20 protein-coding genes are annotated in these 20,555 nt (G+C 68.8%); 6 read left to right on the top strand and 14 right to left on the bottom strand.

Features of this window, described 5'->3' with window-relative positions:
* Positions 1-27: 27 nt before the first annotated feature.
* Genes ACWEQQ_RS22630 through ACWEQQ_RS22605 form a run of 6 tightly spaced genes read right to left on the bottom strand, consistent with a single transcriptional unit; the run spans position 28 to position 6,443 of the window.
* On the bottom strand, positions 28-1,029 hold the full coding sequence (locus tag ACWEQQ_RS22630; RefSeq protein ID WP_452349578.1) for a proline racemase family protein: 1,002 nt from the start codon (positions 1,027-1,029) through the stop codon (positions 28-30).
* The gene (locus tag ACWEQQ_RS22625) at positions 1,029-2,501 is read right to left on the bottom strand and encodes an FAD-dependent oxidoreductase (RefSeq protein WP_452349577.1); all 1,473 of its coding nucleotides are present in this window, start codon (positions 2,499-2,501) and stop codon (positions 1,029-1,031) included. Before ACWEQQ_RS22625 ends, ACWEQQ_RS22630 begins: the two co-directional genes overlap by 1 nt.
* Positions 2,498-2,812: a (2Fe-2S)-binding protein gene (locus ACWEQQ_RS22620; RefSeq protein ID WP_452349576.1), complete on the bottom strand. Its 315-nt coding sequence runs from the start codon at positions 2,810-2,812 to the stop codon at positions 2,498-2,500. The genes ACWEQQ_RS22625 and ACWEQQ_RS22620 overlap by 4 nt, the downstream gene beginning before the upstream one ends.
* Positions 2,809-3,999, bottom strand: a complete 1,191-nt coding sequence (locus ACWEQQ_RS22615; protein WP_452343624.1) for an NAD(P)/FAD-dependent oxidoreductase — start codon at positions 3,997-3,999, stop codon at positions 2,809-2,811. Before ACWEQQ_RS22615 ends, ACWEQQ_RS22620 begins: the two co-directional genes overlap by 4 nt.
* A 26-nt stretch (positions 4,000-4,025) precedes the next feature.
* The gene (locus ACWEQQ_RS22610; protein ID WP_452349575.1) at positions 4,026-5,489 is read right to left on the bottom strand and encodes an aldehyde dehydrogenase family protein; all 1,464 of its coding nucleotides are present in this window, start codon (positions 5,487-5,489) and stop codon (positions 4,026-4,028) included.
* 42 nt (positions 5,490-5,531) lie between these two features.
* Positions 5,532-6,443 (bottom strand): dihydrodipicolinate synthase family protein, encoded by a 912-nt coding sequence (locus ACWEQQ_RS22605; protein ID WP_379379794.1) that lies wholly within the window; start codon positions 6,441-6,443, stop codon positions 5,532-5,534.
* Positions 6,444-6,614: 171 nt separating this feature from the next.
* On the opposite strand from ACWEQQ_RS22605, the gene ACWEQQ_RS22600 reads away from it, so the two are divergent.
* The 3 genes from ACWEQQ_RS22600 to ACWEQQ_RS22590 all read left to right on the top strand — a co-directional run bounded on the left by ACWEQQ_RS22600 (position 6,615) and on the right by ACWEQQ_RS22590 (position 11,594).
* Positions 6,615-7,976: an MFS transporter gene (locus ACWEQQ_RS22600; RefSeq protein WP_452349574.1), complete on the top strand. Its 1,362-nt coding sequence runs from the start codon at positions 6,615-6,617 to the stop codon at positions 7,974-7,976.
* A 118-nt stretch (positions 7,977-8,094) separates the two neighbouring features.
* Positions 8,095-8,757 carry a GntR family transcriptional regulator gene (locus ACWEQQ_RS22595; RefSeq protein WP_379444528.1) on the top strand — a complete coding sequence of 221 codons (663 nt, stop codon included), beginning with the start codon at positions 8,095-8,097 and terminating at the stop codon, positions 8,755-8,757.
* 440 nt (positions 8,758-9,197) lie between these two features.
* The gene (locus ACWEQQ_RS22590) at positions 9,198-11,594 is read left to right on the top strand and encodes an ATP-binding protein (protein ID WP_452349573.1); all 2,397 of its coding nucleotides are present in this window, start codon (positions 9,198-9,200) and stop codon (positions 11,592-11,594) included.
* A gap of 207 nt (positions 11,595-11,801) precedes the next feature.
* Here the strand turns inward: ACWEQQ_RS22590 and ACWEQQ_RS22585 are convergent, their stop codons facing one another.
* Positions 11,802-12,446 (bottom strand): TetR/AcrR family transcriptional regulator, encoded by a 645-nt coding sequence (locus tag ACWEQQ_RS22585; protein ID WP_452343630.1) that lies wholly within the window; start codon positions 12,444-12,446, stop codon positions 11,802-11,804.
* A 242-nt stretch (positions 12,447-12,688) separates the two neighbouring features.
* On the opposite strand from ACWEQQ_RS22585, the gene ACWEQQ_RS22580 reads away from it, so the two are divergent.
* Positions 12,689-13,075, top strand: coding sequence for a cupin (locus ACWEQQ_RS22580; RefSeq protein ID WP_452349572.1), 387 nt, complete (start codon positions 12,689-12,691; stop codon positions 13,073-13,075).
* A gap of 62 nt (positions 13,076-13,137) precedes the next feature.
* Here ACWEQQ_RS22580 and ACWEQQ_RS22575 read toward each other — a convergent pair whose 3' ends face one another.
* Both ACWEQQ_RS22575 and ACWEQQ_RS22570 read right to left on the bottom strand, forming a co-directional pair.
* Positions 13,138-14,274, bottom strand: coding sequence for an NAD(P)/FAD-dependent oxidoreductase (locus ACWEQQ_RS22575; protein ID WP_452349571.1), 1,137 nt, complete (start codon positions 14,272-14,274; stop codon positions 13,138-13,140).
* Between the two features lie 516 nt (positions 14,275-14,790).
* Positions 14,791-15,264: a hypothetical protein gene (locus ACWEQQ_RS22570; protein WP_452349570.1), complete on the bottom strand. Its 474-nt coding sequence runs from the start codon at positions 15,262-15,264 to the stop codon at positions 14,791-14,793.
* Positions 15,265-15,626: 362 nt separating this feature from the next.
* Here ACWEQQ_RS22570 and ACWEQQ_RS22565 point away from each other — a divergent pair, with 362 nt between their 5' ends.
* Both ACWEQQ_RS22565 and ACWEQQ_RS22560 read left to right on the top strand, forming a co-directional pair.
* Positions 15,627-16,508, top strand: a complete 882-nt coding sequence (locus ACWEQQ_RS22565; RefSeq protein WP_364607189.1) for a helix-turn-helix domain-containing protein — start codon at positions 15,627-15,629, stop codon at positions 16,506-16,508.
* Positions 16,505-16,717, top strand: coding sequence for a DUF397 domain-containing protein (locus ACWEQQ_RS22560; protein ID WP_452343634.1), 213 nt, complete (start codon positions 16,505-16,507; stop codon positions 16,715-16,717). Before ACWEQQ_RS22565 ends, ACWEQQ_RS22560 begins: the two co-directional genes overlap by 4 nt.
* A gap of 69 nt (positions 16,718-16,786) precedes the next feature.
* On the opposite strand, the gene ACWEQQ_RS22555 is transcribed toward ACWEQQ_RS22560, so the two are convergent.
* The 5 genes from ACWEQQ_RS22555 to ACWEQQ_RS22535 form a co-directional block, all read right to left on the bottom strand.
* Positions 16,787-17,119, bottom strand: coding sequence for a hemophore-related protein (locus tag ACWEQQ_RS22555; RefSeq protein ID WP_452349569.1), 333 nt, complete (start codon positions 17,117-17,119; stop codon positions 16,787-16,789).
* Positions 17,120-17,238: 119 nt separating this feature from the next.
* Complete coding sequence (locus ACWEQQ_RS22550) at positions 17,239-18,600, bottom strand: sensor histidine kinase (RefSeq protein ID WP_452349568.1); 1,362 nt, start codon at positions 18,598-18,600, stop codon at positions 17,239-17,241.
* Complete coding sequence (locus ACWEQQ_RS22545) at positions 18,597-19,268, bottom strand: response regulator transcription factor (RefSeq protein WP_364607201.1); 672 nt, start codon at positions 19,266-19,268, stop codon at positions 18,597-18,599. Before ACWEQQ_RS22545 ends, ACWEQQ_RS22550 begins: the two co-directional genes overlap by 4 nt.
* A 59-nt stretch (positions 19,269-19,327) precedes the next feature.
* Positions 19,328-19,750 carry a CBS domain-containing protein gene (locus ACWEQQ_RS22540; protein WP_364607204.1) on the bottom strand — a complete coding sequence of 141 codons (423 nt, stop codon included), beginning with the start codon at positions 19,748-19,750 and terminating at the stop codon, positions 19,328-19,330.
* Between the two features lie 50 nt (positions 19,751-19,800).
* The gene (locus ACWEQQ_RS22535) at positions 19,801-20,511 is read right to left on the bottom strand and encodes an ABC transporter permease (RefSeq protein ID WP_452349567.1); all 711 of its coding nucleotides are present in this window, start codon (positions 20,509-20,511) and stop codon (positions 19,801-19,803) included.
* Positions 20,512-20,555: the final 44 nt, after the last annotated feature.

Raw genomic sequence — 20,555 nt, 5'->3', positions numbered from 1 at the left:
TGGTGGACGGCGGGGGAGTGGCGAGCCTCAGAAGACGAAACCCTCGGGGAACGGATCGGCCGGGTCGAGCAGGTAATTGGCCGTGCCGGTCAACCACGCGCGACCGGTGATCTCCGGCACCACGGCGGGATGTCCGGCGACGTCGACGGTCTCGATCGCGCGGGCGTGGAAGGTGGTGCCGATGAACGAGTCATTGCGCAGCACTTGTCCATCGGAGAGCAGACCGCGGGCGTGCTGACGGGCCAGCAGCGCGGAGGTGCCGGTGCCGCAGGGCGAGCGGTCGAACCAGCCCGGGTGGATGGCCATGGCATTGCGGGTGTGCGCGGGTTCGGAGGCCGGATCCAGGAACAGGACGTGTTTGCATCCGCCGATCCGCTCGTCCTCCAGATGCACCGGACGCTGGAATTCATTGATGGCGGCCATGATTCGCAGCCCCGCGTCGAGAATCCGATCCTGTTGGGTGCGGTCGAACGGTATCCCGAGCTTGCCGAGATCGACGATGGCGTAGAAGTTTCCACCGTAGGCCATGTCGTAGCGGACGGTGCCGATCCCGGGTACCTGCACCTCGTTGTCGAGGCTGTCGCAGTAGGCCGGGACATTACGCAGCGCCACCGAATCGGCGTGGCCCGCAGTGATGTTCACGGTCGCGACGACGCGTCCGGCGGGAGTGTCCAGGCGGATCTCCGTGACCGGTTCGGTCACCGCCACCATGCCGGCCTCCACCAGCGCGGTCGCCACGCCGATGGTCCCGTGCCCGCACATCGGCAGCAGCCCGCTCACCTCGATGAACAGCACCCCGTAGTGCCCGTCGGCGGTGGTGGCCGGTTGCAGGATGGCCCCGCTCATCGACGCGTGCCCGCGCGGCTCGTTGACCAGGAATTTCCGCAGGCCGTCCAGATTCTCGAGGAAGTAGTCGCGCCGATCGGCCATGGTGTCACCCGGAATCGGACCGACCCCGCCGGTGACCACCCGGGTGGGCATACCCTCGGTGTGAGTGTCGATGGCGGAGATGATTCTGCTGCTGTGCATCAGGATTGCCCTTCGGTGTCGAGTTCGGCGAGTTCGCGCAATCGCACGACGGCGGCCAGGGGACGCCGGGCGGAGGTGGGGGCGGCCAGGCCGAGGGGAGCGAGATCCGCTGTGCCGTAGCGGCATTGGCCGCCTGAGGCCGCACCGTCGGTACCGGCCGACTGGGCGGCGCGCAGGGCGGCGACGGCGGTCCCGCAGATGCGGCCCTGGCACGGCCCGAGCCCGGCGCGGGTGGCCAGTTTGGCGGCCCGGTAGCTCTCGCCCGCAGCGCCCGCCCAGGCCGTGGTCAGCTCCTCCCGGGTGGTGTTCTCGCACCGGCAGATCACGGTGTCGGGGCGGGACCAGGCCACCGCCTCGGTGCCGATCGGGTGCGCGGCGGCGAGCCGGGCGATGAACCGCCGGGCGGTGCGGTGGCGGGTGCGCAGGCCGCGCTCGGCGCTCGGATCGCCACCCGCGGCCGCGATCCCGGCGACGACGCCCTCGACCGCCGCGACCTGCGCCCCACCGATTCCGGTGAGTTCACCTGCCGCCCAGACCATGTCGGCGCTCGTCCGCTGATCCCGGTCGACGCTGACGAACCCGTCGGGCGTCAGGCGCGCGCCCGCGGCTACCGCGAGTTCGTGCTGCGGGGTGAAGCCGTGCGAGACCGCGACCGCGTCCACCGCGATGGTCGTATGGCTGCCCGGCACCGGTGCCCAGTGTTCGTCGAGCCGGGCCACGGTCGCCTCTTCGACCCGGCCGTCGCCCGCGACCGCGACCACCGCGGTCGAGGTGCGCACCGGAATTCGATGGCGCAGACCGGAACCCGCGTACTCGATCAGTTCGGCCGCCTTGCCGGCACTGTGCCGCAGCTCCCACGGCCGGGCGACCCAGTGCCGCAGGATCGCCCGGGCCGGATTGGCCTCGAGCACCGCCCGGACCCGCGCGCCGCCATCGGCCAGGGAGTGAGCGACCGGGAGCAGGAACGGCCCGGTGCCCGACACCAGCACGGACCGCCCGATGAGCAGCCGCTGGGTTTTCGCGAGGGTCTGCGCGGCCCCGCCGGTGTAGACGCCGGGCAGATCCCAGCCGGGGAAGGGGCACACGCGGTCGTAGGCTCCGGTCGCGATGATCAGCGCGTCCCCGCGCACCGCCCGATGCGTACGGCGATCACCCTCGACGCCGATGAGCAATCGCACTGTGGGACAACCGCCCTCGGGGTGCCGTTCGAGGTGGTACACCGCCGCCCGCGCCAGATACTCGCAGCGCGGATGCTCGGCCAGGAGCCGGGCCCGGCGCTCGGCGGCCGCGTACCCGTGCCCGATGGCCAGCGGCCGGCGGACTCCGTAGGCCGCCGGTATGCGGCGGTGGTACTGGCCGCCGAGCGCCTCGTTGGAGTCGATCAGCGTCACCGACGCGCCGTGCCGCAGCGCCGCTTCCGCGGCCGCCGTGCCCGCCGGACCACCACCGATGACCACCACATGCCGGTTCATCGCTCGCTCCCGCCCGCTCGGCTCTGACTGATGACGGTGTCGCCGTCACGCGCCGGGCGGCGGCACAGGCGCACGTCCGGCACGCCGTTGACGGTCGCCACGCAGTCGAAGCAGATGCCGATACCGCAGAACACGCCGCGGCCACCGCCGTCGCGCGCGGTGCGCCAGTGTGTGCGCCCGGCGGCGAGCAGCACGGTGGCCAAGGTCTGACCGTGCACACCCGCCACCTCGACGCCGTCGGCGCGGATGGTCAGCGGCCGGTCGGCACGGCCGAGGCGGTCGCGGTCCGGGGGAATCAGATTGGGGCTCATGGTGAGACGTACTCCGTGCTCGAGGTGATGACCGCCGGTCGGTCGACGGTGAAGGCCGCGATGTCGACCTCGCCGGGCCGGCCGGTGAGGGCGGCGGCGACCAGCTGCGCGGTGCCGAGCGCGAGCCCGATGCCCGCGCCCTCGTGGCCGGTCGCGTGCCACAGTCCGGGCAGGCGCGGATCCGGGCCGATCACCGGGAGGTGGTCGTCGACGTAGGGACGGAAACCGCCGTAGGCGCGCATGATCGCGACGTCCGCGAGCATCGGGAACAGGCGCAGTGCCTTGCGTGCGATGGCGGCGAGACTGTCGGGGCGGATCCGGTCGTCGAATCCGGCCTGCCGCCGCGAGGATCCGATCAGCAGCGGGCCACCCCGGGTGGACTCCACCACGGCCGAGGATTGCAGCGCGGTATCCGAACTGCCCACCGCGCCGACGTAATCCGCGTCGTAGACCTTGTGGAAGACGGTCGGCGGCAGCGGAGCGGTGATCAGCACATCGCCGCGGCGCGGTTTGACCGCGATCGGCGCGCCCAGCACCGCCGCCACCGGACCCGACCACGGCCCGGCGGCATTGATCACCACATCGGCGAACCGGTCGCCGCGCGTGGTCCGCACGCCCAGCAGCCGATCGCCATTGACGATCGGACCGGTGACAGTGCACCGGGTTTCGACGATCGCCCCGCCCGCGGTCGCGGCGGCGAGCAGTGCCGAGGCCGCGCCGGCCGGCTGGACCTGCGCGTCGTCGGGGTAGTGGACCGCGCCGCTCACTTCGGTGGTGAGGGCCGGCTCGGCCGCCGCGAGTGCGGCCGCATCGAGATCGGCGCAGTACACACCGACCGCGCGCTGGCTGCCGGCGAAGGCGGCGAGTGCCGACGCACCCGCGTCGGTGGTCGCAACGACGATGCCACCCTTGGGTTCCCACTCGACGGCCGCGACCGCACCGGGCAGCCGTTCGGCGATGCGCGCGAGCGTCTCGGGCCACAGCCGCCGCGACAGTCGCGCCAGCTCCAGCTCCGGACCGGGGCCCTTGTCCGAGACCAGCACGTTGCCCTCGCCGTGCGCCGTGGTCCCGGACGCCACCTCGCCCGCCTCACAGATCCGCACCGACAGGCCCGCCACGGCGAGCCCGTCGGCGAGCGCGCAGCCGATCATGCCGCCGCCGATGATCAGCACATCGGTCCCCCTCACGGACGATGTGCCGGACGTGTCGAATGTCATTGCGCCCGTGCCCCGTTCACCGACCGAGGCACACCCAGCGGATTGTCGTCGCGCAATTCCGGCGGCAACAGCTCCGGCGGCACCGACTGGAACACCACCGGACGCAGGAACCGGGCGATCGAGGCGGTGCCCACCGAGGTCGCCGCGGGCGCGGTGGTCGCCGGATACGGACCGCCGTGCTGCTGCGCGTAGGTCACCGACAGGCCGGTGGGCCAGCTGTTCCACAACACCCGGCCCGCCGCGCCCGCCGCCTCGCCGAGCAGGGCGCGAGCGGTGCCGTCGGCCTGGTCGCCGAAGACCGAGACCGTCAGCTGCCCGCTCACCGCGCGGGCCAGCTCGAGCAGTTCGGCGGTCTCCCGATAGGTCACCACCAGTGCTGCGGGGCCGAACATCTCGTGTATCAGCGTGTCCGGATCGGTGAGCACGTCCTGGGCGGTGGTGGTCAGCAGCAGGGTGCGCCCCGCCGCGCCGCCGCTCAGGATCCGCACCCGCGGGTGCGTGCGCAATTGTTCGACGGCCCCGACGAATCCGGCCTCGATTGCGGCATTGAGCATGTCACCGGTCGGCTCGGGTGCCGACCGGGCCAGTTCGGCGAGCAGTGGCGACCCGTCCGGGACCGCGATGATCCCCGGCTTGGTGCACAGCTGCCCGGCACTGGCCGACAGTGTGCCCAGCAGTCCGGCCGCGATCTCAGCGGCCTGTGATTCCGCGGCCGCAGCGGTGACGAAAACCGGGTTGACGGAACCCAATTCACCGTAGAAGGGAATCGGCACCGGACGCGCGGCCGCGATGTCGAACAGTGCGCGCCCGCCCCGGGTGGAGCCGGTGAACGCGGCCGCGGTGACGGCGGTATGGGTCAGCACCCGCACACCCGCGTCGACACCGAACACCAGGCCGAAAGTTCCGCTCGGAGCATGGTTTTCGGTCAGCGCCTCGGTGACGATCGCGCCGACCGCGCGTGAGAGCAATGGATGGCCCGGGCTGGCCTTGACGATGACCGGGCACCCGGCGGCCAGCGCGGCGGCCGTATCGCCACCCGCGACGGAGAAGGCGAAGGGGAAATTGCTCGCCGCGAAATTGACGACCGGGCCGAGCGGAATGTTCATCCGGCGCAGGTCCGGGCGCGGCGCACCCATCGGCCACTCGTTGTCGGCGGTGTCGATGCGTACGTCGAGGTAGCCGCCGTCGCGCACGGTCTCGGCGAACAGGCGCAGCTGAAACGTGGTGCGCCGCAATTCGCCGGTCAGCCGCGCCTCGGTCAACCGGGTTTCGTTCCGCGCCATGGCGATGAGCTCCGCGGCGCGGCTGTCGAGCCGGTCGGCGAGGTCGGTCAGCGCCCGGGCGCGACCGGCCGCACCCAGCGCCGCCCACGCCGGGGCGGCCGCGGCCGCGGCGGCGACCGTGGCGTCGGCCTCGGCCGCCGTGGTGTCGGCGATCGATCCGGCTGTCGTGTCGATCATCGTGTTGTCCTCGTTTCCCGAATTCGCCTGTTCGCCTGTGGATTACCGGTAACCCTTGGCCAGCACCGCCGCGGTGTCGGCGGTGATCTGGGCGGTCAGCCCGGGGGCGAGCGGAATCCGCGGCGGCCGGCACGCGCCGCCGGGTCGCCCGGCCAGGTCCATCGACAGCTTGATGGCATGGACGAATTCGGTTTTGGAGTCCCAGCGCAGCAGCGGATGCAGTTCCCGGTACAGCGGCAGGGCCTTGTCCAGATCGCGGTTGACCGCCGCGTTGTACAGCTCCACGGTCACCTGCGGAATGGCGTTGGGATAGCCGGCCACCCAGCCGACCGCGCCCGCGATGCCCAGTTCCAGCACCACGTCGTCGGAACCGATCAGCACGTCGAGTTCCGGTGCCAGTTCCTTGATTTCGTAGAAGCGCCGGACATCGCCGGTGAACTCCTTGACGCCGACGATCAGCCCCTCGGCGTGCAGTTCGGCCAGCAGATCCGGGGTGAGGTCGATGCGGGTGTCGATCGGATTGTTGTAGGCCACGACGGGCAGACCGACCGCGGCCACCGTCCGATAGTGATCGAGGACGACCTCGCGATTGCCCCGATAGATGTTGGGCGGCAACAGCATGACGCACTGGGCGCCGGCCTCGGCGGCCTGCTCGGCCCATTTACGCGCTTGCAGCGCGCCGTAGGCGGCGATGCCGGGCATGACCGTGAAGCCTTGCGGCGCGGCCTCGATGGCGGTGGTTACCACCCGGGCGCGTTCGGTGTCGTCGAGGGTCTGGTACTCCCCGAGCGAGCCGTTGGGGCTCACGCCGTGGCAGCCGTTGGCCGCCAGCCACCGTACGTGCTCGGCGTAGGCGTCGTAGTCGACCGAGAGATCCTCGGTGAACGGCAGGGTGGTCGCGACGATCACCCCGTGCCAGGGCTTGTTCGCCGGCGACGTGGTGGTTTCGGACATGTGAGCCTCCATCGGGTGAGAGTCCGGGGAGAGCGCCCCGGCCGCCTGTCACTATGTGACGTGTGACATTGCACAGACCGTAAGCGATGGAGTCATACCCGGTCAACCACTTGCGTGATCGGGGTCACCACCCTATGGTGCAATGTCACACATCACAGATGAAGGTGGCGTATGACCGCAGTTGACGACTCCGCGACAGCACGGCAATCCGATCCAGGCACGACTACCCCACCGAGCGCGCTGCGCCGGATCGTGGCCGCGGCCATGGTCGGCGCGGTCGCCGAGTGGTACGAATTCTTCCTCTACGGCACCGCATCCGCGCTGGTCTTCGGGGAGGTGTTCTTCCGCTCCAGCGGCAATGCCGTCGACGGGATCATCGCCGCCTTCGCGCTCTATGCCGTCGGGTTCCTGGCCCGGCCCTTCGGCGGAATCCTGTTCGGGCACTTCGGAGATCGCGTCGGACGCAAGGCCTTGCTACAGCTGAGCCTGGTCGTGGTGGGCATCACCACGTTTCTGATGGGCTGCCTGCCCACCTTCGCCGCCATCGGCTACTGGGCCCCGGCGCTGCTGGTGACGCTGCGCCTGATCCAGGGCTTCGCGTTCGGCGGCGAATGGGGCGGGGCGGTGCTCTTGGTCAGCGAGCACAGCCCCGACCATCGCCGTGGGTTCTGGGCGAGCTGGCCGCAGTCGGGCGTGCCGCTGGGCAATGTCCTGGCGACCGTGGTCATGCTGGTGCTGTCGGCGAATCTGTCCGACGCGCAGTTTCTTTCGTGGGGCTGGCGGATCGGCTTCTGGCTGTCGGCCGTCGTCGTGCTGATCGGCTACTGGGTGCGCTCCAGCGTCGATGACGCACCGATCTTCCGCGAGGCGCAGCAGCGGTCGGACGCCGACCGACGCCACGCGCTCGGCATCGTCGAAGTACTGCGCCATCACTGGCGACAGGTGCTGATCGGGATCGGCGCGCGCTTCGCCGAGAACATCCTCTACTACCTCGTGGTGACCTTCTCGATCACTTACCTCAAACTCGCCGTGCACGTGGACACCGCGCCGATCCTGGCGCTCATGCTGGTGGCGCACCTGTTGCACTTCTTCATGATTCCGGCGGCGGGCCTGCTGTCGGATGTGATCGGGCGGCGGCCGGTCTATCTCACCGGGGCCGTGCTCACCGCCGGCTGGGGTTTCCTGGCCTTCCCGATGATGGACACCGGGAACTACGCCGTCATCATCGTGGCCATCACCCTCGGTCTGGCCGTCGAATCCCTCACCTACGCACCGTATTCCGCGCTCATGACCGAGATGTTCCCGACGCATGTGCGATATACGGCCCTGTCGTTCTGCTATCAGGTCGCGCCGATTCTGGCCGGATCGCTGGCCCCGCTGATCGCCATCAGCCTCTTCGACCGCTTCCACAGTTCGGTGCCGATCTCGCTGTATCTGATTGTGGCCGCGGCGATCTCGGTGCTGGCGGTCGGGCTGGCGAAGGAGACCGCAGGCACGTCGCTGCGGTCGGTCGATGCCGAGGCCGCGCGATGAGGACGCCTGCGCCGACTGCGGGCCGGGTATCGCGGGGGCGACGGCTATGCCACGTGACATGGCATAGAATGTCGTGAACCGATCGAATCCATCGATCACGGGCAGGGGAGCCGACCACGTGAGTATCGACCAGTTCACCCAGGTGGAGAAGGTCAGCCTGCGCGAGAAGGTCTCGCGGGCACTGCGCGCGGCCATCATCGCCGGTGAAATGGAGCCCGGCGTGGTGTATTCCGCACCCACGCTCGGCGCGCGGTTCGGGGTGTCGGCCACCCCGGTCCGCGAGGCCATGCAGGATCTGGCCCGGGAGAACCTCATCTCGATTGTGCCCAACAAGGGATTCCGGGTCACCGAGGTGGCCGAGAAGGACCTCGACGACATCACCCGCATCCGGCTGCTGCTGGAACCGCCGGTGGTCCGCGAGGTCACCCCGCTGATTCCCGAATCGGATATACCCCACCTGCGCGCCCTCGCCGAGAAGATCGTCGAAGGCGCCGAAAGCGGAGACCTGGTGGAATACACGGCGGCCGACCAGATCTTCCATCTGACCCTGCTCGGCTACGCCGACAACCCGCGCCTCAACGACCTGGTCTCCGATCTGCGCGACCACACCCGCCTGTTCGGCCTCGCCTCCCTGGCCCAGAAAGGCGAACTGGTCGACGTCGCCCGCGAGCATCTCACCATCGTCGACCTACTCGAATCCCGCGATCAGGACGCTGTCGAACACTTCCTGCGCGACCACATCCAGCAGGCCCGCGGCCGCTGGGCGAAGCCCCAGGAGTAGCCGACCGGGCTTTCGGTTGCTCGGCGCCCCCGGATCTTGCCGCAAGCGATAGAATGCGCGCGCGCATGTGCGTCCCGACCGGCACGAGAACCGTTGACCGCCAACGGATCTTCTCGAGCCAGTCAACGGATCTTCTCGAGCTGATAAGGACCTTCAGGGCCGTTGTGCGGAACACGGCCACGCCGACGTCGGTGGCCACCGCGCCGTCTGCCGGTCGTGGTCGCGATGTACCCGGGCGGTGCTGAGGACCTCGGATATCGACGCCATGGGATTGCTGCCCGGTGTTCGCGGTCGGCGCGGAGGCGCCCGTGGATAGCCGTGCCGCAACCTTCGAATAGCTGGATGTCCGCTGGTTATGGGCGATAGGCTGGGCACCGTCGAAAGGGTGAGTTGATCATGTCCGGTGCTCACAGCGATACCGAGAGGATTGCACGCGGCTCATGATCGACGACGCCGCGAACCGTACCCGCCGTGACGTGAGCATGACGGTAGCGGAGGAGTTGCGTGCGACCGGAACCTCGTCGCGAAGCATAGGACGCAGCGGCAACGTGCTGCCCGAGTTGACCAGCTTCGTCAACAGGCGCGCCGAGCTGACCGAGCTCAAGCACTTGCTGACCGTGTCGAGGCTGGTGACGCTGGCCGGGATGGGCGGCGTGGGCAAGACGCGGCTGGCGCTGCAGGCGGCCGCGGCTGTTCGAGGCGATTTCGCCGATGGGGTCTGGGCGATCGATCTGGCCGACGTGCGTGATCCGTCGCTGGTGGCTCCCATCGTCGCTGCCTCGCTCGGCGTGCGGGTCGATTCGGCCCGGCCGGTCCATGACACCCTGGTCGAGTTTCTGCGATCCCGGGAAACCCTGCTCCTCGTGGACAATTGCGAGCAGGTTACCGAGCCGATGGCAAGCCTGGCCCAGACGTTGTTGTCGGCGTGTCCGGGATTGCGGATCCTGGTCACCAGCCGCGAGCCGCTGGATATCGGCGGAGAAGCGGTGCGGCGGTTGTTGCCGCTGAGCGTTCCTGCCGCCGGCCGTGAGCCGACGTTGCGCGAGCTGCGCAAATACGATGCGGTGATGCTGTTCGGCGATCGCGCCGCGGCGGTCGTGCCCGGATTCGCGCTGACCGAGGAGAACAAGGCCGCGGTGGTCGGGATCTGTTCCCGGCTGGACGGGTTGCCACTGGCGATCGAGCTCGCGGCGGCTCGGATGCGCACCATGTCGCCGGACCAGATCCTGCAGCGGCTCACCGACCGGTTCGCGCTGCTCACCCGGGGCCACCGCACCGCGCCGACACGGCAGCAGACCCTGCGGTGGTGCATCGACTGGAGCTATCAGCTGTGCAGCCCGGCCGAGCAGGAGCTGTGGGCCCGGTTGTCGGTGTTCGCCGGTGGTTTCGAACTCGACGCCGTCGAGGCGGTGTGCGGTACCGATATCGAGGCGGCAGAGCTGCTCGATGTGCTGTCCTGGCTGGTGGACAAATCGGTTGTGATCAGGGAAGAACCCGCGGGTGCGGTCCGCTTCCGGATGCTCGACACCGTACGGGCCTACGGGCAGGACAAGCTGCGGGAGGCCGGCGCGGACGAGGATCTGCGGCGTCGGCACCGGGACTGGTACCGACGGCTGGTGCTCGATGCCGAGGCCGACTTGATCAGCGACCGGCAACTCGACTGGATGGCCCGGCTCGACCGCGAGCAGGGGAACATCCGTGCGGTGCTCGAATTCTGCATGTCCGACCAGACCGAGCAGTCGGCCGAAGCGGGGTTGCGCATCACCGCCGCCTCCTTCGTGTTCTGGAGTTTCCGCGGCTTGTTCGGTGAAGGCCGCCGCTGGCTCGACCGCGCCCTGGCCCATCCCTGCGCGCGTTCGACAACCGACCAGGTCCGGGCGCTGCACGCCAGCGTCTTCATGGCCACGCGGCAATGGGACCTCCAGACGGCAGCCACCCTGCTAGAGCAGGGGCGGGTGCTCGCCGAGCGCGATCCCACGCCCATGAATCAGGCGCTGATGGCCTTTGCTGAGGGTGATCTGGCTCTCTATCTCAATGAGCCCGCGCGCGCGGTGTCGTGTATCGATCGAGCCATCGAGGTGCTGAGCTCCAACCCGCGAGGATGTCTGCACGTTGTCGCGCTGCTGTTGCTCGGTGTGGCGTACGCGCAGCAGGGCGACACCGGACGGGCGGCCGAGTGCCATCAGCGGATCCTGGCCATCACCGAGGCGTGCGGCGAGTCGCTGTTCCGGTCGACCGTTCTGGGGATGACCGGGATCGCGGCGTGGCAGCAGGGTGAGAGCTCCCGCGCACAGGATTTGCTGCGGGAATCGCTGCGGCTCAACCAGTGCATGCGCAGCCTTCTCGTCGCGGCGCTCGATCTCGAAGTGCTCGCATGGATCGCGGCCGGCACCGACGACCAGCGATCCGCCGTGCTGATGGGCGCCGCGGCGAACATGATGCAGACCGCCCCGGGCGCGGCGATCTACTTCCCGCAGATGGTCGAGGCCCACCTCGACTGCGAGCGTGTCGTGCGCCGCGCGCTCGGTGGAGCGCGCTTCGATGCGGCGTGGCGACGCGGCCATGCAATGAGAATCAACGCCGTGGTCGCCTACGCGCTGAACGAAGAACAACCGGCCGGCACCCCGTCCGCCGGCGGGACGACACTGACCAAACGTGAGCGCCAGGTGGCGGACCTGGTCGCCGACGGGCTCACCAACAAGCAGATAGCATCCCGCCTGGTGATCTCCCAGCGCACCGCGGATGCTCACGTCGAGCACATCCTGACCAAGCTCGGGTTCACCTCTCGCGCCCAGATCGCGGCGTGGATCGTGGACGCGGCCCGGCACGAGAGCTGATCGCGTCCCCGCTGCTGAGGCGCGCCGGGTCCGAGCGGCCGACAACACGCGCTGCATTCGGCTGGTAAGGGACTGGTGTCAGGATCGGATCCCGGCCAGGACCTGATCCAGGTCCAGGCGGGCCCGATCGGGCGAGATGATCTGAGCTCGTTGATTTTTGGGGCGCTCGCGCTGGCTGGTTCGGTCAGCGCGGTATGCGGTGCGGGTTCAGGTGGGCTGTCCGAGCAGACCCGCGACCAGGGCGCGCAGGCCCTGCTCGTAGGTGTCCCTGGCGGCGAGTTCCGCGTAGCGTTCGCCGAGTGCGGCCAAGCGCGGCAGGGTTTCCGGGTCCAGTTCGGCGAACACCTTGTCGCGGAAGGTGATCCGGTCCGTGTCACGGCCGGCTGTGGAGGCGCGGACGATCAGGTTCCCCGCGGTGTAGTACCAGATCGTTCGATAGGCGTATACCGCGTCGTCGGCGCTGAGGCCGCAGGTCATGGCGGCGTCGACGATCGTCTCGCTGTACCAGAGCGCTGCGGGGGCGAAGAACTCGTCGCCGGTGAGGACCTCGACGATCCAGGGCACCTCGGCCAGGGTGGCGTGCATGGCCAGCGCGGTGACCACGACGCGGTCCCGCGGGTCGACGGGCAGTTCGGGGCGGCGCATTCCTGCGGCGATGTCCTCGAGGACGAGCAGGAGCAGTTCCTGCTTGTCGCGTACATGCCGGTATACGGCCATCGGGGTCGCGCCCAGTTCGGTCGCGAGGCGGCGCATGGTCAGCGTCTCGACGCCCTGTGCCTCGACGAGGTCGCGCGCCGCGGACACGATCTGAGCGCGCGACAGGCGGGAGGGGCGTCCGGTGCGAGTGCTCACTCGATCATCTTGGCACGAGGGTATCGACAGGTAGAGCATGCGTCGGGTACTTTGTGTACGTGTATACAAAGTACCCGGATCAACTGCGCCGGGTGTGATCGCCATGGCACGGTTCATGTTGGCGTTCGGGATGGCCTCGCCGGCAGGTGGATTGGCTGCCCCGGCCACCCTCGCCCTGCTGGGCACACTGTTGCCAACTGCCGACTCCCGTGGCCGACCAACTCGAAAGAAAGGCAACACCAATGGAATCCGGCGTCGTCAACTTGTTCGAGCACGGAGCGCGACTACTCGCCGACGGGCGACTGCTGACCGAGCAACGCCGCATGCAGGGCGATATGGACGGCTGGACAGTAGCCATGTTCCACGCCGAGACCGATGTGGATGTCCACGGCGACCTGTGGGAGATGCATCCCGCAGGTGACGAACTGGTGAGCGTGCTGACCGGCAGCATCCGCATGTATCTCCGGCCCGAGACCGTCGGCGCGGCAGAGGATCTCGTCCGTTTGACAGCCGGCCGCGCCTACGTCGTACCGCGCGGCCGTTGGCACCGTCTGGAACTGGACGAGCCGAGCGACCTGATGTCGATTGGGCCGCGCCGCGGTACCCAATTGGAGCGCCGCGCGGTGTGACGACTCATAGTGCGTTCGCGGCGGGTGCCGTTGCCTCTTCGGGCCCCGCCGGTCGCGGCATCTCAGGACCCGAACCAGCGCCGCCGACGGTCTGCTGCGAACTCCGCTTTCTCCCTGGCGAATTCGACGGACGGTCCGAGGAACGGAGCCACCGGGGCCGGGCCGGACAGGAAGTCCGCTTCCACCTTTCCGACGAGGCCGCCGCCGAACTCGATGTGGCACGTGCCCTGTCCCAGGTATCTGCCGCCGTGCGGGCTGTCGTGCAGGCGGGCGATGATGTCCGCCGCGACGGTCCGCGCCGCCGTCTCGGCGAACACGCCCGCCCGGGGCACGGGGGCGTCCGCACAGTCGCCCAGCGCGTACACCCCCGGGTACGGGGTCGCAAGGGTGGCCGCGTCGACATGGATCCAGCCGTCCACCCCGCCCTCCGTCAGTCCGGAGGCCTGCACGACATCCGGAACCCGGTGGCGGGGGACCCCGACGAACAGGTCATAGGCGAGGTCGCCCTCGCGCGTCGACGCGGTGTGCGTGGCCGGATCCAGGGCGCGCACCCGCGTTCCGGTCGTGTACTCGATGTCGCGATCCGCGAGTGCGCCGACGATCGCGGTGTTGGAGCTGGGGGACACCGGGATGGGGGAGTCCATCGGGGTGACCAGTCGCATGCGGGTCGCACTGCGCAGGTTGCGTCGCACGAGTTCCTCGTGGAGCAGCAGTGCACCTTCGTACGGTGCCGGTGGGCACTTGAACGGGACGCTGAGGATCGACAGCAGGACAGTGCCGCCGGTGAAGGCGTCGAGGCGTTGGCGTAGCCGGTGGACCCCCTCGAGCGAGTAGTACTCGTGACCGTCCTCGACGAATCCGGGGGTGGCACCGCAGTCGTACTCCGCACCCAGTGCGACGACGAGCGTGTCCGGCGCGTACCCGCCACTGTCGGTGGTGACCTTTCGGTTGGCGGGGTCGATCGCGGTGACCGTTTCGCGGCGGAACTCCACGGCCGGAAGGTTGAGAGTGTCGTACGGAATCCGGACGTCGTCGACAGTGCGGCCCCGGAACAGCACGTCCAACTTGGAGAAACCGAATACGAATCCGTCGGCACGGTCGAGGAGTGTCACCCGGACCTCGTCCGGGACGGACCGGGACAGGCTGGCGGCGAGTTCGAGCCCACCGAATCCCGCACCCAGGATCAGAACGGTGTGCATCGTTCGAGTATGCGCCTGAGGGTGCACGGTGGACAGGGCCTGCCGAAGGCACAATAGCGGTCCCGGGGTACGAATCATGGAGCGGGAAGCGCGGGAACTACAAGCGGACAAGAAATCGTAGTGCGCTCATTTTCGTGGGGCGGTAGCTCTATCCGCAGGGGGTAGGGGGTTGCCGCCGCCGCCTCCGTAGGCCCGGCCGAACAAGACGTCGATTCCGCCGTGGATGCCGTTGCCCGAGCTTTGTATGCCGAAGGTGGAACGGTTCTGGGGTGGCGGTCGGGTGGGTTGTCATGTTGCGGTCGTGAGTTGGGTCGCCAATCGGGCGGCCTCGCGTCTCGAGGCAGCGGCGACGCGCTTTTCGCCTTCGATGCGGGCTCGGATTGCGGCGACCGAGCGGTGGTCGGGGATGCGGGGGCTGGGGAGGTATCGTCGGCCGGTCTGCGCGAGATGCCATGCGAGGAACATGAAAGTTGTTGCGGTGGTGATTATTTCGGTGAGCATGAGGTCCTCTCGTGGCTAGGCGGGGTAGGTGCGGGGGATATCGCGGAGGACGATGCGGATCGCGCGCAGGACCGCCGTGATGGGCTGGAGCCGCTCCGAGTGCGGGTATCTGAACCAGTGGGGCTCGGGTCCGCTGGGCGGGAGCGTGGAGGGGAGGGTGATTTGCCTTCCCGGCGGCAGGAACTCGCATTGCGCGCGGCGGCGGAGATCGGCGGCGCAGCCGGTCATGTCGAGCGGGCTCGGGGCGGCCAGGAGGATCAGGCCGCCGCTGCCGGTGCCCTCGTCCAGGATCGGCGTGACCTTCTTGCTCCAGAACAGCTCATCGTCGATCAGCGCCGCCAGGCCGCTCGGCGCATTGATCGCGCTGACATCGCTGGTGGACAGCGTGATTCGGGTGCCCGATATCCGACAGGGCAGACCGTAGAGCTCCCGGTACAGCCACACCCGCCGTTCGACCGGAGTCTCACCGGTCATGCGTTGCACCGGCATGGTGAATTCCTTCCCGTGTCAGGTACTTTCGGGCGCTCTCCGCGCGCGGGCACGGCGGCTCGCAGTTGGCGTGGATCGCGCTGATGCCTTCGGCTCGCGCCCGGGTGATGGGGTGAATTGAACCGTTCTGGCAGTCGTCGTCGACCCAGGATCTCGTGTGCTCGGGCTCCTTGCTCGGTTGCTGGGTTGCCATGCATCAAGTGCATCGAGGCGACGAGGACTTGGGAAGTGAAAAGCGGGAATCCGGATTTTCTCACTGTTTCACCAGGATTCGACCCTCAGAGCGTGAGATGATTTTCCCGCTCCGGGAATCATCGCCGTCTCGGAGCGGGAAACATGATGACCCGAGAACGGGAAATTCCATGTCCGAAAGCGAAAGCACTCTCACCCGCCGCCAGCTCGGCCGGTACCTGAAGTCGGCCCGCGAGGAGGCGGGGTTCACTTTGGAACAGGCTGGCAGACAGATGGATTGGAGCAAGAGCAAGCTGCAGCGACATGAGGCCGGAGAGGTCGCGAAGATCCGCCGTCCCGATCTGGACCTCCTGATCCGGCTGTACCAGATAGACGATCGCCAGGCCGCGCACCTGAGGGGCCTCGCGGAAACCGCTGCCGGGAAATCATGGTGGCACGAGTTCAGCCGCGTTCTTCCGGAGGACTTCCGCATCTATGTGGATATGGAATCCGCTGCCACGATGCTGACGACCTACCAGCCCGACCTCATCCCCGGACTCCTCCAAACGCGTCCCTACGCACGCGTGCTGGCCTACACCGCTAACCCTGAGGACGGAGAAGCCGCTCTCGCAGGGCGATTGGAGTTGAAGGCGAGGCGGCAGCGCCTCCTCACGCACAACCTCAAGAAGCCTCAGCTGAACATGGTGCTCGGAGAAACTGCGTTGCGCAGAGTGATCGGCGGGCCGAAGATAATGGCAGACCAACTCAAACGTCTCGCCGAGGCAAGTACTTTGCCGAATGTGACCCTCCGCATCCTTCCGTTCTCCGCCGGGATGCCGACCGGTGATCAGACCGGACCATTCGTGATCATCGATTTCGGACCGGATGGACGTGGCCAGCCCATCGCGCCGACCACGATCTACAGCGAGGGCTACTCGAGCGACATGTACTCGGAGAAGCACGATGTCGTCGACCGCTACATCGAGGCGTACAGAGTCCTCCAGCGGGCTGCGCTGGATGAGTCGAGCAGCAGAGATCTGGTGCGCGAGATAGCAAGGGAGTACAACGCGTGAACTACGAACTCAACGGCGCACGTTGGTTCAAGAGCAGCAGAAGCGGCGGCAGTAAGGAGTGCGTCGAGGCCGCGTTTCTGGTCGGGGGCCGGGTCGGTGTCCGTGACTCCAAGAATCCCGGTGGGCCGGCGCATGTCTTCACCGCCGGTCAGTGGGATGCGTTCGTGGGCGCGGTCATGGCGGGGAAGTTCGATCTGTCCCGCGTTTGATCGATCGGAAGCGCGCCGAAATACGCACGGGGCCCGGTCATTTCGACCGGGCCCGTACGTGGTGACCACTTACTTGTGGCGTCCGCAGACCTTGTGGTAGTCGATCACGGCCTGACGGGCGGCCTTGAGGTCCTGCGCCTCCTGCGGGTTGGCCTGCCGCCACGCCTGCCGTTCGGCGCGGCGCTGGTCCTTGGGCAGGCTCTTCACCTTGGCGATCTCGGCGGCCACATCCGGGTGCTGCGCCAGGTAGGCGGCCACCTTGGGGGCGGCGTCCGCGCGGGCCGCGGCGGCGGCCTGCGGGCTGCACTGCGGCGTGTCCGCGGAGGCGGTGCCCGGCACGGCCAGGGCGATGGCGGCCGCTCCGGCGGCGCCGACCAGGGCCGCGGCAAGGGTGCGTTTCATTCTCACTCCAGGTTCGTGGGTTGTGGTCCCCACCGAATCTGCCCGCGAAAGCTGAAGGCGGCCTGAATCGGCCGGCCATCTTCAGGTGATCTTCAGCCACACCCTGGCAACCTCGGTGATCACGGGCGAGCCGGCGGTGCGCTGCGGGGCAGGCGGAGGACGAAGACGGCTCCGGTCGTGCCGGGAGCGGGGTCGGCACAGGTCAGGTCGCCGCCGTGCGCCCGGGCCAGGCCGCGCGCGATGGCCAGGCCCAGACCCGATCCGTCCGGGCGATGGTGGCGGGCATCGTCGAGACGGACCAGGCGGTCGAAGATACGCTCGCGATCCTCGGCCGGAATGCCGGGGCCGCTGTCGGAGACGGCGACGTCGACGGCATCGGCATACGCGCGCAGCTCGACGGTGACGCAGCCGTCGTCCTTCATGGCCTGGCAGGCATTGCTGCACAGGTTGGTCAGAATCTGGGTGATGCGCTCGGGATCGGCGGGCACCGTGGCCGCCTCGCCGGTGAGCCGGAATTCGGTGTGCGGGTGCAGCATTCGCATACGGTCCAGATGCGTGGCGGTCAGCTCGTACAGGTCCACTGGTTCGAGTCGGAGCTGCAGGCCGGCGTCGATGCGGGCCAGGTCCAGCAGGTCGTCGACCAGGCGGCCCGCGCGCTGGGTCTCGCGGACCAGGAGCAGCAGCATGCGCTGGCGGTCCTCGGGATCGGTGTCCGCGGGCTGCTGGAACACCGCCTCGGCCAGCGAGCGCACGCCGGTGATGGGGGTGCGCAGTTCATGGGCGGCGTCGCCGACGAACACCCGGATGCGCTGTTCGGAGGCGCGGGCGCGGGCCTCGGCGGCGGCGGTGTCGCGCAGCGCGCCCTCCAGGGCATCGAGCATCTCGTCGAAAGCGGCTGCGGTGCGGCCCAATTCGGTATCGGTGCGGGATGGTTCGAGGCGGCGGCCGAGGTGGCCGTGCGCGATATCGCGGGCCAGCCGGGTCATGGCGTCCAGGGGCGCGAGCGCACGGCGCACCCCGAGCCAGAGCCCGAGCGCGATCACCGCGATGGCCCCGGTAGTGGCCAGGGCCAGCAGCAGTCCCAGCCGCGACTGCACCCGGGCGATCAGCGGCGTGTCCACCTGCAGGGTGAGCCGGCTGTCGTTGAGCGTCCCGGGCCCGGTGAGTTTGATGAGGCGGGTCTTGGTGGTGCTGTCCTCCGCCAGCCGGTGGTCGAGGCTGCCGAAGGTGCGTCCGTCGGGCAGCACCAGCCGGACCCGCACCGAATGCGTGTCCACCCGGGTGATCAGGTTCTCCGGCGAAACCCCTTCCTGCGCGAGCTGTCTGGCCAGCTGGGCACGGTCGGTGAGCACGGTGTTCTCGCTGCGGGTCACCACCACCCCGAACAGCGCGTGCACGCTCAGCGCGACCAGCACCAGAACGATGCCGGAAACCAGTGCGGCCGTGAGGGTTACGCGGCTGCGCAGCGAGACCGTCCTCACCGCGGCACCCGCAGCGTGTAGCCGAGGCCGCGCACGGTGTGCACCACCCGCTCACCGTGTTCCTCGAGTTTGCGGCGCAGCGCGCTCACGTGCACCTCGACCAGGTTGGGGTCGTAGTCCTCGTATCCCCAGACGGCCGTGAGGATCTGGGTCTTGGTGAGCACCCGGTCCCGCTGCGCGGCCAGGTAGGCCAGCAGTTTGAATTCGGTGGCGGTGAGGGTGAGCTCGTGCCCGGCCCGCCGTGCGCCGCCGGCGTCCACGTCCACCTCGAGGTCGCCGATCACGATGCGGCTCTGGAGTTTTCCCATCCGCCGCAGCAGCGCGTCCACCCGCGCCACCAGTTCGACGAGGTCGAAGGGTTTCACCACGTAGTCGTCGGAGCCGGCGCGCAGTCCGCGCACCCGGTCCTCGACGCCGTCGCGGGCGGTGAGCATGACCACCCCCGCCGCCGAGCGGGCCCGCACCGATTCCAGCAGGGCGAAGCCGTCGCGGCCGGGCAGCATCACATCGAGGACCACGACATCGGGCCGGAACTGGGCCAGGTCCTGTTCCAGCAGGCCGCCGTCCGCACGGGTGAGCACCTCGTGCCCGGCGGCGGACAGTCCGGCTCCTACCGCGGCCCGAATAGCCTCGGCGTCTTCGATGACAAGAATGCGTCCCGGTTGCACCCGGCAATTCTCAGGCCTGCGCCTGTGAATCCGCTGCGAACCGGGACGCCTCCCTGGTTCTAGTGCGGGACAGCCACGGCGGTGATGAATTCCGCCAGCTGCTTGTCGGTGATGTTCTTCGCGAGGTCGGACTCACAGATCATGCCGACCAATTGATTGCCCTTGCGCATGTCGAGCACCGGCATGCGCTTGATCTGGTTCTGCTCCATGACGTCCAGGACGGTACTCATATCCGTGTCGACATCGACCGACCACACGCGGCCCTGGGCCAGGTCACCGGCCCGGACCCGGCTGGGGTCGTGTCCCATGGCGACGCAGTGCACGACGATGTCACGGTCGGTGAGCATGCCGATCAGCGTGTCGCCCTCACAGATGGGGAGCGCGCCGACGTCCATGTTGCGCATCAGCTGAGCGGCGCGATCCAGGGTTTCATCAGCGGGGATGCATTCCGCACTCCGGTGCATGATGTCGCGAGCCTTCACTGCAACCTCCTGTCTCGGGATGGGTGTGCCAGGAGACATCGTGACCCCGATCACACCGGAAGGTCAATGCGCACGTTTCGGAAGCGACCCGTGACCCGGCGCAACCGGCCGGTTCCCGGCACGCTCAGCCACACCACGAACGCCAGCAGACCGTCCAGAATCAGCGCCAGCGCGGCCACCAGGATCGCGCCCACGAGCACCTTGTCGTAGCGGTACAGGCTGATGCCGTCGAAGATGTAGCGGCCCAGCCCGCCCAGGTTCACGTACGCGGCGATGGTCGCGGTCGCCACCACCTGCAGGGTGGCCGCGCGCAGGCCGCTGAGCAGCACCGGCATGGCATTGGGCAGCTCGACCCGCAGCAGCACCCGGGGCTCGCTCATGCCCACGGCCCGCGAGGCGTCGACCACGATCGGGTCCACATTCGCGATGCCCGCGTACGCGCCCGCCAGCAGCGGCGGAATGCCGACGGTGAGCAGCGCCAGCAGCGGCGGGGTCAGGCCCAGACCCATGAGCAGCACCACGAAGGTCAGCACGCCCAGGGTCGGCAGCGCGCGCATGGAGTTGGCGAAGCCGACGATGACGGCCGACCCGCGGCGGGTGTGCCCGATCAGCAGGCCGATCGGCACCGCGATCACGGCCGACAGGCCCACGGCCAGCAGGCTGTACCAGAGGTGTTCGAGAATGCGGCGCCCGATGCCGGCCGGGCCGGACCAGTTCGCGCCGTCGGTGAGGAAGTGCCAGGCATCCAGGAAGAGGTTCATGCTGACTCCATTCGGCATGGGCGGGGCCGCTGCGTGGCTACACG

Source organism: Nocardia sp. NPDC004123 (assembly GCF_053603795.1).
Note: the sequence above shows the minus strand (reverse complement) of the source record. Positions and strands in the feature narration are given on the sequence as shown.

Excerpts from the sequence above, each read along its gene's own strand:
- ACWEQQ_RS22630 (WP_452349578.1), bottom strand. The coding sequence starts at position 1,029 with ATGCACAGCAGCAGAATCATCTCCGCCATCGACACTCACACCGAGGGT.
- ACWEQQ_RS22625 (WP_452349577.1), bottom strand. The coding sequence starts at position 2,501 with ATGAACCGGCATGTGGTGGTCATCGGTGGTGGTCCGGCGGGCACGGCG.
- ACWEQQ_RS22620 (WP_452349576.1), bottom strand. The coding sequence starts at position 2,812 with ATGAGCCCCAATCTGATTCCCCCGGACCGCGACCGCCTCGGCCGTGCC.
- ACWEQQ_RS22610 (WP_452349575.1), bottom strand. The coding sequence starts at position 5,489 with ATGATCGACACGACAGCCGGATCGATCGCCGACACCACGGCGGCCGAG.
- ACWEQQ_RS22605 (WP_379379794.1), bottom strand. The coding sequence starts at position 6,443 with ATGTCCGAAACCACCACGTCGCCGGCGAACAAGCCCTGGCACGGGGTG.
- ACWEQQ_RS22600 (WP_452349574.1), top strand. The coding sequence starts at position 6,615 with ATGACCGCAGTTGACGACTCCGCGACAGCACGGCAATCCGATCCAGGC.
- ACWEQQ_RS22590 (WP_452349573.1), top strand. The coding sequence starts at position 9,198 with ATGATCGACGACGCCGCGAACCGTACCCGCCGTGACGTGAGCATGACG.
- ACWEQQ_RS22580 (WP_452349572.1), top strand. The coding sequence starts at position 12,689 with ATGGAATCCGGCGTCGTCAACTTGTTCGAGCACGGAGCGCGACTACTC.
- ACWEQQ_RS22575 (WP_452349571.1), bottom strand. The coding sequence starts at position 14,274 with ATGCACACCGTTCTGATCCTGGGTGCGGGATTCGGTGGGCTCGAACTC.
- ACWEQQ_RS22570 (WP_452349570.1), bottom strand. The coding sequence starts at position 15,264 with ATGCCGGTGCAACGCATGACCGGTGAGACTCCGGTCGAACGGCGGGTG.
- ACWEQQ_RS22565 (WP_364607189.1), top strand. The coding sequence starts at position 15,627 with ATGTCCGAAAGCGAAAGCACTCTCACCCGCCGCCAGCTCGGCCGGTAC.
- ACWEQQ_RS22555 (WP_452349569.1), bottom strand. The coding sequence starts at position 17,119 with ATGAAACGCACCCTTGCCGCGGCCCTGGTCGGCGCCGCCGGAGCGGCC.
- ACWEQQ_RS22535 (WP_452349567.1), bottom strand. The coding sequence starts at position 20,511 with ATGAACCTCTTCCTGGATGCCTGGCACTTCCTCACCGACGGCGCGAAC.